This is a genomic window from Streptomyces sp. NPDC036822, assembly GCF_055609145.1.
The window spans coordinates 185,878-198,925 of the sequence record NZ_JBVJPY010000001.1 but is presented as its reverse complement, the minus strand read 5'-3'; the positions used below and the strand labels follow the sequence as shown (position 1 = coordinate 198,925).

The window sequence follows — 13,048 nt, the reverse complement described above, 5'->3', positions numbered from 1 at the left end:
CGTCGTACGTCCTCAGTGTGGTGCGACCGGCGCCGCCACGACGCGGCCCGGGTGCCTGAGCAAACGCTTAGGCGGTGGGTGATTGTTCCAGACGCACGACGACCGACTTGCTCGCGGGTGTGTTGCTGACGTCCGCGGTGGACTCCAGCGGCACCAGGACGTTCGTCTCGGGGTAGTACGCCGCCGCGCAGCCCCGGGCCGTCGGATAGTGCACCACCCGGAAGCCCGGCGCCCGGCGCTCGCTGCCGTCCGTCCACTCGCTGACCAGGTCCGTGTACGCCCCGTCGGCCAGGCCCAGCTCCGCCGCGTCCTCGGGGTGCACCAGGACGACCCGGCGGCCGCCCTTGATGCCTCGGTAGCGGTCGTCGAGACCGTAGATGGTGGTGTTGTACTGGTCGTGCGACCGGAGGGTCTGGAGCAGCAGCCGGCCCTGCGGCACCCTCGGGTACTCGACGGGCGCGGCGGTGAAGTTGGCCTTGCCGGTGGCCGTGGGGAAGCGGCGCTCGTCGCGCGGGGCGTGCGGAAGGGCGAAGCCGCCGGGATGTGCGGCGAGGCGGGCGTTGAAGTCCTCGAAGCCGGGCACCACGCGCGCGATCCGGTCGCGGATGGTGGCGTAGTCCTTCTCGAACTCCTCCCAGGGTGTCGAGGAGGCGGCACCGAGGACCGCCCGTGCCATCCGGGCCACGATCGCCGGCTCGGACAGGAGGTGCGGGCTCGCCGGCGGCAGGTTGCCGCGCGAGGCGTGCACCAGGCTCATCGAGTCCTCCACCGTCACGAACTGCTTGCCGCCGCGCTGCACGTCCTTGTCGGTGCGGCCGAGCGTCGGCAGGATGAGCGCCCGCCTGCCGGTGACCGCGTGGGAGCGGTTCAGCTTGGTCGAGACGTGCACCGTGAGCCGGGCCCGGCGCATCGCGGCCTCGGTGACCTCCGTGTCCGGCGTCGCCGCGACGAAGTTGCCGCCCATGGCGAAGAAGACCTTCGCCTCGCCGTCGCGCAGGGCCTGGATGGACCGGACCACGTCGAAGCCGTGGTGGCGCGGCGAGACGATCCCGAACTCCTTGTCGAGGGCGTCGAGGAAGGCGGGCGCCGGCCGCTCGAAGATGCCCATCGTGCGGTCGCCCTGGACGTTGGAGTGGCCGCGGACCGGGCAGACGCCGGCTCCCGGCCGGCCGATCGCGCCGCGCAGCAGGAGGAGGTTGACCACCTCGCGGATGGTCGGGACGGAGTGCTTGTGCTGGGTGAGCCCCATCGCCCAGCAGACGATGGTCCGCCGCGAGGCGAGGACCATCTCCAGGGCCCGCTCGATCTCGTCGCGGCCCAGTCCGGTCGCCGCGAGCGTCTCGTCCCAGTCGGCGGCGCGGGCGGCCGCGGCGAACTCCTCGAACCCGTGGGTGTGCTCGCGCACGAACCCTTCGTCGACCGCGCCCTCCGTCTCCAGGATCAGCTTGTTGAGGAGCCGGAAGAGGGCCTGGTCGCCGCCGATCCGGATCTGGAGGAAGAGATCCGTGAGCGCGGCGCCCTTGAGCATGCCCTGCGGGGTCTGCGGGTTCCTGAACTTCTCCAGGCCGGCCTCGGGCAGCGGATTGACCGAGATGATCCGGGCGCCGGCCGCCTTGGCCTTCTCCAGGGCGGAGAGCATCCGCGGATGGTTCGTCCCGGGGTTCTGCCCGGCGACGATGATCAGGTCCGCCTGGTGCAGGTCCTCCAGGGAGACGCTGCCCTTGCCGATCCCTATGGTCTCGTTGAGCGCCGAACCGGACGATTCGTGGCACATGTTGGAGCAGTCGGGCAGATTGTTCGTGCCGAACTCGCGGGCGAAGAGCTGCAGCAGGAACGCGGCCTCGTTGCTGGTGCGTCCCGAGGTGTAGAAGAGCGCCTCGTCGGGGGAGGAGAGCGCCCCCAGCTCCTCGGCGATGATCGCGAAGGCCCGCTCCCAGGTGACCGCCTCGTACCGGTCCGCGCCCTCCGGCAGGTACATCGGCTGGGTGATGCGGCCCTGCTGTCCCAGCCAGTAGCCGCTGCGGGTCGCCAGGTCCGTCACCGGGTGGGCGGCGAAGAAGTCGGGCGTCACCCGGCGCAGCGTCGCCTCCTCGGCGACCGCCTTCGCGCCGTTCTCGCAGAACTCCGCCACATGCCGCTTGTCGCCCTCGGGCCAGGCGCAGCCCGGGCAGTCGAACCCGTCCTTCTGGTTGACCTTGAGCAGAGTCCGGGCCGTGCGCCGCACCCCCATCTGCGCGTGGGCCGCCTTGAGCGTATGGGCCACGGCGGGGAGTCCGGCGGCCGCGTGCTGGGGCGGCGCGACCTGCGGCGCGTCCTGGACCGGGTCGCCTGCCGGCGGCTTGCTGACCATCGCGCTCTCCCTTGAGCGGAAACCTGGGGTGTACGTCTCCGATCCTGTCACGGACCGCTGACAGAGCCGGCCAGGACCGGGCGTGGACGGGATTGTCAGCGGTCCGTGGCAGGATCGTGTACGTGGCCGAGACAGCATCGAAGAAGACCCAAGACAACCGTCCCCGCCTGCTCCTCATGGACGGGCACTCGCTGGCGTACCGGGCGTTCTTCGCACTGCCCGCGGAGAACTTCACGACCGCGAGCGGACAGACGACGAACGCGATCTACGGCTTCGCGTCGATGCTGGCGAACACGCTGCGCGACGAGGCGCCCACGCACTTCGCGGTGGCGTTCGACGTCTCCCGCAAGACCTGGCGGTCGGCCGACTTCCCGGAGTACAAGGCGAACCGCTCGTCGACCCCGGACGAGTTCAAGGGGCAGGTCGAGCTGATCGGCGAGCTGCTCGACACCATGAACGCGCAGCGGTTCGCGGTGGACGGCTTCGAGGCCGACGACGTCATCGCCACCCTGGCCACCCAGGCCGAGGCGGCCGGTTTCGACGTGCTGATCGTCACGGGGGACCGCGACTCCTTCCAGCTGGTCACCGACCACGTGACCGTGCTGTACCCCACCAAGGGCGTCTCCGAGCTGACCCGCTTCACCCCGGAGAAGGTCCAGGAGAAGTACGGCCTGACCCCCTCGCAGTATCCGGACTTCGCCGCCCTGCGCGGCGACCCGTCCGACAATCTGCCCGGCATCCCGGGCGTCGGGGAGAAGACCGCCACGAAGTGGATCAACCAGTTCGGTTCGTTCGCCGAGCTGGTGGAGCGCGCCGACGAGGTCAAGGGCAAGGTCGGCCAGGCCCTGCGCGACCACCTGGAGTCGGTGAAGCTGAACCGCCACCTGACCGAGCTGGTCCGGGACGTCGAGCTGCCCCGCACCGTCGCGGAGCTGGAGCGCGCGCCGTACGACCGGACCGCGCTCAAGGGCTTCCTGGAGGTCCTGGAGATCCGCAATCCCAGCCTGCGGGAGCGCCTGCTGGCGGTCGACCCCGGTGCGGCGGAGGAAGAGGCCCCCGCGCCCGACGCGGGCGTCGAGCTGGACGGCACGGTCCTGGGCACCGGCGAGCTGGCCGCGTGGCTGGAGGCGCACGGCGACCAGCCGCTCGGCGTGGCCACCGTGGCCACGTGGGCCCTGGGCGTGGGCAACGTCAGCGAGGTCGCGCTCGCGGCGGCCGGAGGCACCTCCGGCACCGAAGGCCATGGGGGAGGCAAGGCGGCCTGGTTCGACACCACCCGGCTCGACGAGGCCGACGAGCGGGCCTTCACGGCCTGGCTCGGCGACCCGGCCCGCCCCAAGGTGATGCACAATGCCAAGGACGCGCTGCGGGTCTTCCCCGAGCACGGCTGGCACATCGAGGGCATCACGATGGACACCGCGCTCGCCGCCTATCTCGTCAAGCCCGGCCGCCGCTCCTTCGCCCTGGACGCGCTCTCCGTCGAGTACCTCCACCGCGAGCTGGCCCCGGCCGCCCCCGACGGCCAGCTGGCCTTCGGCACCGACGAGCACGCCGAGGCCGACGCCCTGATGGCGCAGGCCCGCGCCGTCCTCGACCTCGGCGAGGCGTTCGCCGGCAAGCTCGGCGAGGTCGGCGCCACCGACCTGCTCCACGACGTGGAACTGCCCACGTCCCTGCTGCTGGCCCGGATGGAGCGGCACGGCATCGCCGCCGACCGTGCCCATCTGGAGGCGATGGAGCAGCAGTTCGCCGGTGCGGTGCAGCAGGCGGTGAAGGAGGCGCACGCCTCGGTGGGCCACGAGTTCAACCTCGGCTCGCCCAAGCAGCTCCAGGAGGTCTTCTTCGGCGAGCTGAACCTGCCGAAGACGAAGAAGACCAAGACCGGGTACACGACGGACGCCGACGCGCTCGCCTGGCTGGCCGGCCAGACAGAGCACGAGCTCCCGGTGATCATGCTCCGTCACCGCGAACAGGCCCGGCTGCGGTCCACGGTCGAGGGCCTGATCAAGACGATCGCCGCCGACGGCCGGATCCACACGACGTTCAGCCAGACGGTGGCCGCGACCGGGCGCCTGTCCTCCACCGACCCGAACCTGCAGAACGTGCCGGTCCGGACCGACGAGGGCCGGGCCATCCGGCACGGCTTCGTCGTCGGCGAGGGCTTCGAGGCCCTGATGACCGCCGACTACAGCCAGATCGAGCTGCGGGTGATGGCCCACCTCTCCGAGGACACCGGGCTCATCGAGGCGTTCACCTCGGGCGAGGACCTGCACACCACGGTCGCCTCGCAGGTCTTCGGCGTCGAGCGGTCAGCCGTCGACGCCGAGATGCGGCGCAAGATCAAGGCCATGTCCTACGGCCTGGCGTACGGCCTGTCGGCGTTCGGCCTCTCGCAGCAGCTGAACATCGAGGCGGGCGAGGCGCGCGCGCTGATGGACACGTACTTCGAGCGTTTCGGCGGGGTGCGCGACTATCTGCGCCGGGTCGTCGACGAGGCCCGCGCGACGGGCTACACCGAGACGATGCTCGGCCGTCGGCGCTACCTCCCGGACCTGAACAGCGACAACCGGCAGCGCCGCGAGGCCGCCGAGCGGATGGCGCTGAACGCCCCGATCCAGGGCACCGCGGCGGACATCGTGAAGGTCGCCATGCTGAACGTCGACCGCGCCCTGCGGGAGGCCGGCCTGTCCTCCCGGATGCTCCTGCAGGTCCACGACGAAATCGTGGTGGAGCTGGCCCCCGGCGAGCGCGAGCGGGTGGAGACCCTGGTCCGCCGCGAGATGGCCGCGGCGGTCACCCTGCGTGCCCCGCTCGACGTCTCCGTGGGTGTCGGCCCGGACTGGGAGTCGGCGGCGCACTGACCGTACGGCGGGGAGCCGGCGCCCTCGCGGGTGCCGGCTCCCGCCATGTCCCGCTCCGAGGTCAGCGAGGGCCCCGCCGGGAGTGCACCGGCTCACGGTCCTTGTCCGCCGCCTCGGGCGCGGCGGGCGGAGTGCGCAGCCGCACGACCGCCCCGTACAGCACCAGGCCGAGGGCGAGGCCCGCGCCGCCTCCGAAGCAGGCGGTCGGGATGATGTCCAGCGGCGTCTCGATCCGGCCCCAGTACGCGTACCAGCGCAGGCAGCGGTGCACGATGCCGGCCAGGACGCATCCTCCGACGAGTCCGGCCGCCAGCCACCGGCCGCGCCGGTCGAGCACCAAGAGCGCCGGAGCCGGTTCCTCCGGGGGTGCCTCCGTCTCCGGGGCCGCCTGCGCCGGGTCCGCGGGGGGCGTGCGCAGCGCGCGTGCCGTGAACCACACCAGCAGCAGCAGAGCCAGCGCCGACCCGCCGTACTGCGCGTACAGGTAGACGGGGAAGCCGGCCACGACGTCCCCGAGGAACGGGATCGCGCGGGTCCCCCAGCGGTCGAGGTGGGTGAAGGAGTCCCACACGACGTGGGTCGTCGCCCCCAGGACGGCGGATACGCAGAACCACGCGGCCAGCGGCAGCGGCCGCCGGCCGCGCCAGGGGCGGCCCCGGACGAACGCGTACACCCGTGCCCGCCGGCCGGCCGGCAGCAGGGCCACGAGCGGCTCACGGACCATCAGCCAGAGGCCCACAAGGAGCGCGGTGATGAGCACATCGACCGTCAGGATCCCCAACGGGGCGTGCGTGACGTCCCCGAACATCATCGCGTCGGGGATCGCCGTGGCCGCGAAATAGGTCATGTCGGGCGAGAACGACCCTGCCACCAGCGCCGACGCGACCAGCGGACCCCGCCCCCTCCCGTCTCTCCTGATGCCCGGCAGCACCGCCGCGGCATGACTCAAGGTGAACGGCATCGGATCTCCCCCTTCGACGGTCCGCCCAGTATGCGGGAGTGATTTCGTCGGAAGGGGGGCGGCCAAGTGGTGACGAAAGCGTGAAACCCGGTCAGGCGCCGGTGCCCGCAGGCCCGGAGTTGTCATAGGGTCTCCTGAGTCCACGCGCGGGGAGCGCGGGTGTACTCGAGGGGGAGGGACCATACGCATGGCAGCGCAACTCGGCCGTCGGCTGCGCAGGGGAGCCACCAGCGGGGCCGTCGTCGCCGCGGCGGTCGCGGCGCTGGCCGCTTCGCAGGCACCGGGCATGGCACCGCCTCCGACCGACACCGCGAGCGGCGACCAGTCGATCGGCGCCGGTGACGCGACGACGCCCCCCGAGGGCTCCGCCACCGGTCAGTCCCCGTACTACACGGACCTCCCGCCGCTGAACACCCCGAACAAGCCGGGGACTTCCGTCGACCTGCCGATCGTCACCGGCCCCGCCGAGGCGGGCATACCCGCGACCGTGCTCGCCGCGTACAAGCGTGCGGAACAGTCCATAGCCTCCAGCGACGCCTCGTGCCACCTGCCGTGGCAGCTGCTCGCCGGCATCGGCAAGGTCGAGTCCGGGCAGGCGCGGGGTGGCCGGGTGGACGCCAACGGCACCACCCTCTCGGCGATCCTCGGCCCGCAGCTCAACGGTGTCGGCTTCGCCAACATCTCGGACACCGACAACGGTGCGTACGACGGCGACGCGAAGCACGACCGCGCGGTCGGCCCGATGCAGTTCATCCCCTCCACCTGGGCGACCTGGGGTCAGGACGCCAACGGCGACGGCCGCAAGGACCCCAACAACATCTACGACGCCGCCCAGGCCGCCGGTCTCTACCTCTGCGCCAACAACCGCGACCTCGCGGTGAAGGCCGACCTGGACCGGGCGATCCTCAGCTACAACCGCTCGACGGAGTACCTGCGCACGGTGCTCTCGTGGTTCGAGTACTACAAGCGCGGCACCCACCAGGTCCCGGACGGCACGGGCGTGCTGCCGGTCGACCGCAGCGACAACTCCTCCGGCGACCCCTCGCCGACGCAGACGACGCCGACGGCACCCGTGACGCCGTCCCCGTCGAAGCCGCCGACCACGGCGAAGCCCAAGTCGCCCACGCCGGGCACGACCCCGACCACCCCGCCGCCCACCCCGCCGGCGACGGTGCGGGTGGTCCGCATCAAGGACGCCGGCACGGGCGCGCTCACGGCGACCGCCGGTGGCGTCTTCGCCGGGCGGCCCACGGTCGTGGCGCTCGACGCGGCGGGCAAGCCGGTCGCCGGGCTCAGCGTGCGCTTCGAGATCACCGGCACGACCGGCGCCAACTTCGGCGGCGTGGCCAAGAGCCTCACCCTCACCACGAACTCCACGGGCAAGGCCGTCACCCCGCTCCTGCGGGCGGGCGAGCAGCTGGGCACGTTCACCGTGCGGGCCACGGTCGTGGGCCGGACCCTCGCCCCCGTTGAGTTCGACGCGACCGTCACCGCTCGCGAGGCCGACACCCTGGTCCGCAGCGACGCCAAGGAGCTGACGGCGACGACCGGAGGGCAGTTCGCCGACCGGGTGCTCGTCAAGGCCACCCTCGACGGTGCTCCCGCTGCGTCGGTCGCCCTCACCGCCACCATGGTCGGCTCGGCACAGGACTCCGAGGCGGTCGGCAAGGGCCCGTTCTTCAAGGACGCGAACGGTGATCCCGTACGGGCCCTGACCGGCCTGAAGACGGACGAGAACGGTCTGCTGACCCTGCCGGACATCTACGCGGACGGCGAGGCGGGCACGTTCCTGCTCCGGCTGACCGCGCCCGGCGGCGGCAGCGTGCTGATCGAGCTCACGGTGACCGCCCCGGCCCCCGAGCCCACCCCGTCCCCGTCGACGTCGCCCGACGGCTCGCCGTCGCCGACGCCCAGCTCCACCTCCTGACCCCCGCACGGACCCCGGTCCGCACGCGTCCCCGCGCCGCCCCTCCGTCCCTCCGGACGGAGGGGGGGCTCCGTGTGGGGGGAGGGGCGCCGCCCGGCGGCGGAGCCGTGTTCTGGGTGCAACGTGTTCTCATCTCGCGGCCACGTTGCTACGGTGCCCCCGCCCTGACGCCGCATCAGTTCGAGCACCGGGAGGCCGACCGTGCGTGCCCTCGTCGCCGCAGCCCTCGGGCTGGTCCCCGTCCTCCTCGTCATCCTGCTCGTCTCCGTGGTCGAGCTGCCGCCCGACGGCCCCACCTCCCCCCGCCCCCTCCTCACCGCCGACCCCGGCCCCAAGAAGTAGGAGGAGCCCTTCCATGCGCCGCCGAGCGAGCCTCGTCCTGCTCTCCTTCGCCGTCTTCTTCGCCGCGATGGCCCCCACCCTGCGCTGGTACGCCTTCCCCCGGCTGGCGAAGATCCCGCCGAACCAGTACCAGGAGACCGTCCTGGAGGCGAAACCGGCCACCCTCCTCAACTACTCCACGCTCAAGGCCGAGAAGATCGAGAAGATCACGATCATCCAGACCCTCAAGGGCAACGTGGAGGAGTCGAGGAGGATCGAGCGAGACGCCGGCCGGGACGTGGTCGTCTGGGACTCGCTCTCCTTCGTGGCCGGGCCGGACGGCGCGATGGTGTCCCGGATCCCCGAGCGGTACATCTTCGACGCCCACACCCAGGACCCGGTCCACGCCACCGGCGAGATGGTCGACGGCGACCCGGTCCGTCGCGAGGGCATCGAATTCAAATGGCCCTTCCTCACCGAGAAGCGCGACTACCAGTACTTCGACGCCCAGACCCGGACCTCCGCCCCCATCCACTACAAGGGCACCCGGACCTTCCGCGGCCTGGACGTCTACTACTTCGAGCAGACCATCCCCTGGACCAAGGTCCCCATGCCCAAGACCATGCCGGTGAAGGGCATCACCCCCGAGATCCTCGCCGGCTCCGGCCTCACCCGCTGGTACACCACCCGGCGCATGTTCTGGGTCGACCCCGTCACCGGAGCCCCCGTCAACGGCGAGGAGATCCACAAGGAGGAGCTCCGCAACGCCCGGGCGATGATGGGACAGGACACCGTCACGGTCTTCGAAGGCCATGTGAAGATGCGCGAGGACTACATCACCGCCGTCGTCGAGCTGGTCGAGTCCAACCGCCTGATGGTCCTGCTGCTCGTCTCCTATCTGCCGTGGACCTTCGTCGTCCTCGCCCTCACCCTTCTCGCCCTCGCCCTCTGGCTCGAGGCGCGCTCCCGCCGCCCGGAAGCGGAACCCGGTCCCCCGCCGTCGCCCGTCACCGCTCCCGTCTGAGCCGCGCGCTGGTGTGCCGGGTCGGCTCCGCGGTCCCGGGGTCCTCCGGCCACGGATGCTTCGGATAGCGGCCGCGCAGCTCCGCCCGCACCGCGCGGTACCCCTCCTTCCAGAACGAGGCCAGATCGGCGGTGACCGCCGCCGGACGGCCGGCGGGGGAGAGGAGATGGACCAGGACGGGGACACCCGCCACCCGGGGCGTCTCGGCGAGCCCGAACATCTCCTGCAGCTTCACCGCGAGAACCGGCTGCTCCCCGCCGTAGTCGACGCGTATCCGCGAGCCGCTCGGCACCTCGATCCGCTCGGGCGCCAGCTCCTCCAGACGCGCCGCCTCGCCCGTCGCCCACGGCAGCAGCCGCCCGAGGGCCTGACCGGCGTCGATCCGACCGAGATCGGCGCGCCGCCGGGCCCGGGACAGCTCGGGCTCCAGCCACTCGTCCGCCCGGTCCACAAGCGCCCCGTCCGAGACGTCCGGCCAGGGCTCGCCCCGCACCCGGTGGAGGAATCCGAGCCGCCCGCGCAGCTCCTCCGCGTCCCGGCTCCACCGCAGCAGCCCCGGCCCCTCCCGCCGCAGGCCGTCGAGCAGTGCCTCCCGCACCGCCCCGGGGGCGGCCCTGTCCCTGAGCGGCCGCGCCGCCAGCTCCACGGCGCCCAGGCGGGACACCCATCGCGCGACGACGTCCCCGTCCTCCCACAGAACCTCCTCGCCCGAGGTGAGCAGATGCCCGGCGGCCGCCCGTGCCACCTCCTCGTCCACCACGGCCGCCAGCCGCACCCGAGCCGTGGCGTTCTGCGCCGTCCGGTCCGCGACGGCGACGGCCAGCCACGGAGCGGTCCGCAGGCCGGACCCCTCGGCGAGCTCGGCGCCCGTTCCCGACACCATGAGGAACCCGCTGCCCTGACGCGTCCGTGCCACCCGCTCGGGAAACGCCAGCGCCGTCACCAGCCCGGCCGCGGCATCGTCCCCCGTCCCCGCCGCCCCCGACGGGGCGAGAGCCGCGACCGCTCCCGGGGCCCCCTGCCCTCCCGCGCCGTCCGACCGCACGGCGGCCGACCGCTCCGCAGCCGGCCCGGCCGGCGCCGGGCGCTGTGCCCCCGCGTCGACGGCCGACCGCTCCAGACGCCGGGCCTCCGCCTTCCAGCGCGCCCCGTATCCGTCCCCGCCCCGACGGGCCGTCCGCCAGGCCGCCGCCAGATCGTCGCCGTACTCCCGCGGCGGCTCCTCGCTGAGCAGCGCCACCACCTCGGCCGCCCGCCGCGTGCCGACCGCGGGCCCCCCGTCCAGGAGAGCCCGCGCCAGCCGGGGATGCAGGCCGAGCCGGGCCATCCGTACCCCGCGCTCCGACGCCCGGCCGTCCTCCTCCACCGCCCCGATCGCCGTCAGCACGGAACGGGCCGCCGCCATCGCCCCGGCCGGCGGGGCGTCGAGCAGGGCGAGACCGGCCGCCGAGGGGTCGCCCCAGCACGCCGCCCGGAGGGCGAACGAGGCGAGGTCCGCGATCCTCATCTCCGGGGACGGGAACCTCGCCCGGCGTCCGTCGTCCGCCTCGGCCCAGCAGCGGTACACCGTCCCGAACGCCTCGCGCCCCGCCCTGCCCAGACGCTGGGTCGCCCCGGCCACCGACACCGGCACCGTCGCCAGCGAGCCGAGACCCCGGGCATGGTCCGTCCGCGGCTCCCGGGCGAGCCCCGAGTCGACCACGATCCGCACCCCCGGCACCGTCAGGCTCGACTCCGCCACGGCCGTCGCCAGGACCACCCGCCGACGCCCGCCCGGCTCCGTCCCGCGCAGCACCGCGTCCTGGACCGCCGCCGGGGCGCGGCCGTGCAGCTGGAGCACCTCCGCGTCCAGGCCGGCCAGCATCCCGGCCGTCCGGGCGATCTCGCCCGTGCCCGGAAGGAAGCAGAGGAGGTCGCCCTCATGCCGCTCCAGCGCCAGCCGCACCGTCGCCGCGACATGGCGCAACAGGGCCGGATCCACCCAGGTGCCGTGCGCCGGCCGGATGCCGGCGGGCGGGGGAGCGAACAGGACGCGGCACCCGTGCCCCTCTCCCGTCGCCCGCACGATCGGCGCCGGACCGGACCCGTCGAGGACCGTGAGGAGGTCCGCCCACGCCTCGGCGTCGCTGGTCGCCGACGCCGCGATCAGCTTCAGCTCCGGCCGCAGCGTCGCCCGGACGTCCACCAGGAACGCCATCGCCGTGTCGGCGTCCAGATGACGCTCGTGGCACTCGTCGAGCAGGACGACGTCCACGCCCGACAGCTCGGGGTCCCGCTGGAGCCGCTGGAGCAGGACGCCCGTCGTCACCACCTCGATCCGGGTGGAGGGCCCGGCCCGGCGCTCGCCCCGGACGGAGAAGCCGACGGCCTCGCCGACCTCCTGGCCGAGCAGCCACGCCATCCGCCGCGCCGCCGCCCGTACCGCCATCCTGCGGGGCTCGGCCACCAGCACCCGCCGCCGCGGCCCGTCCCCTATGAGCCCGGCCAGCGCGAGCGGCACCAGCGTCGTCTTGCCGGTGCCGGGAGGGGCGTACAGCACCGCCGTGCCGCGCTCGTCGAGCGCGCTCAGCAGCGCGGGGACGGCGTGGCGGACGGGGAGAAGGTCGAGTGCGTCGTGTCGGATCACGCACTCAGTCTCATACGTCGTCACCGGCGGCGGGCACGGCTGTCCACAGGGCCCGTCTGTTCATATGACCGGCGGTGATGCCGTGGGTCAGTCCCGCTCGCAGACGAAGATCGCCGTGCCGGGGATCAGATTGCCCCGCAGCGGGGACCAGCCGCCCCACTCCTGGTCGTTCCACGCGGGCCACTCCGGCTCGACCAGGTCCACCAGGCGGAACCCGCCCGCCACCACGTCCCGCACCCGGTCCCCGATCGTCCGGTGGTGCTCCACATAGACGGCCCGGCCCTCCTCGTCCTGCTCGACATAGGGAGTGCGGTCGAAATACGAGGCGGCGACGGACAGGCCCTCGGGCCCCGGCTCGTCCGGGAACGCCCAGCGGATCGGGTGGGTCACCGAGAACACCCAGCGGCCGCCGGGGCGCAGCACCCGGCGGACCTCACGGAACACCCGCACCGGGTCCGCCACGAACGGCACCGCGCCGTACGCCGAGCACGCCAGATCGAAGGAACCGTCCCGGAAGGGCAGCGCCCCGGCGTCCGCCTCGACCAGCGGTACGTCCTCGCCGATCCGCAGGGCGTGCTGGAGCTGCCGGTGGGAGAGGTCCATCGCCACCGGCCGGGCGCCCTGCCGGGCGAGCCAGCGCGCGCACTGCGCCGCGCCCGCGCCGATCTCCAGGACGTCCCGGCCCTTCAGCGAGCCGGCCGGCCCCAGCAGCCCGGCGTCCGCCTCGTCGAGCCCCTCGGGGCCCCAGACGAACCGGTCGTCCCCGAGGAACGCCCCGTGATCGCTCTGGTACTCGTCGGCGTTCCTGTCCCACCAGCCACGACTCGCCCGGCTGCTCTCCGCGTCCCCGGCGTCACGCCGCGTCGCCTCCGGCTCGAAGTCGCTCTCGTCCTGCCGTCCGTACTCTTGGTTCATCTCGCCCGTCGATGTAGTTTGCGCTCAGCGCGGCGGTGGCCCTCGTGGCCAGGACGGCTGCGA

Annotated in this window: 8 protein-coding genes; 4 read left to right on the top strand and 4 right to left on the bottom strand. The window is 73.1% G+C overall.

The window, feature by feature from the left end:
- Positions 1 to 67: 67 nt before the first annotated feature.
- Positions 68 to 2,350: an FdhF/YdeP family oxidoreductase gene (locus ACZ68P_RS00940; RefSeq protein ID WP_471000620.1), complete on the bottom strand. Its 2,283-nt coding sequence runs from the start codon at positions 2,348 to 2,350 to the stop codon at positions 68 to 70.
- Positions 2,351 to 2,526: 176 nt separating this feature from the next.
- Between ACZ68P_RS00940 and polA the strand changes: the two genes are divergently transcribed.
- The gene (gene polA / locus ACZ68P_RS00935; protein ID WP_471002354.1) at positions 2,527 to 5,211 is read left to right on the top strand and encodes a DNA polymerase I; all 2,685 of its coding nucleotides are present in this window, start codon (positions 2,527 to 2,529) and stop codon (positions 5,209 to 5,211) included.
- 61 nt (positions 5,212 to 5,272) lie between these two features.
- On the opposite strand, the gene ACZ68P_RS00930 is transcribed toward polA, so the two are convergent.
- Complete coding sequence (locus tag ACZ68P_RS00930) at positions 5,273 to 6,172, bottom strand: DUF4184 family protein (RefSeq protein ID WP_471000617.1); 900 nt, start codon at positions 6,170 to 6,172, stop codon at positions 5,273 to 5,275.
- 187 nt (positions 6,173 to 6,359) lie between these two features.
- Between ACZ68P_RS00930 and ACZ68P_RS00925 the strand changes: the two genes are divergently transcribed.
- The 3 genes from ACZ68P_RS00925 to pgfA all read left to right on the top strand — a co-directional run bounded on the left by ACZ68P_RS00925 (position 6,360) and on the right by pgfA (position 9,444).
- Entirely contained in the window at positions 6,360 to 8,099 is a 1,740-nt protein-coding gene (locus ACZ68P_RS00925; protein ID WP_471000615.1) for a lytic transglycosylase domain-containing protein, read from the top strand.
- Between the two features lie 201 nt (positions 8,100 to 8,300).
- Complete coding sequence (locus ACZ68P_RS00920) at positions 8,301 to 8,441, top strand: SPW_0924 family protein (RefSeq protein WP_365715165.1); 141 nt, start codon at positions 8,301 to 8,303, stop codon at positions 8,439 to 8,441.
- Between the two features lie 13 nt (positions 8,442 to 8,454).
- Positions 8,455 to 9,444 (top strand): cell envelope lipid trafficking protein PgfA, encoded by a 990-nt coding sequence (pgfA, locus tag ACZ68P_RS00915; protein ID WP_471000612.1) that lies wholly within the window; start codon positions 8,455 to 8,457, stop codon positions 9,442 to 9,444.
- Here the strand turns inward: pgfA and hrpB are convergent.
- Both hrpB and ACZ68P_RS00905 read right to left on the bottom strand, forming a co-directional pair.
- Positions 9,428 to 12,070: an ATP-dependent helicase HrpB gene (hrpB, locus tag ACZ68P_RS00910; protein ID WP_471000609.1), complete on the bottom strand. Its 2,643-nt coding sequence runs from the start codon at positions 12,068 to 12,070 to the stop codon at positions 9,428 to 9,430. The genes pgfA and hrpB overlap by 17 nt on opposite strands.
- Positions 12,071 to 12,157: 87 nt before the next feature.
- The gene (locus ACZ68P_RS00905) at positions 12,158 to 12,985 is read right to left on the bottom strand and encodes a class I SAM-dependent methyltransferase (protein ID WP_471000606.1); all 828 of its coding nucleotides are present in this window, start codon (positions 12,983 to 12,985) and stop codon (positions 12,158 to 12,160) included.
- Positions 12,986 to 13,048: the final 63 nt, after the last annotated feature.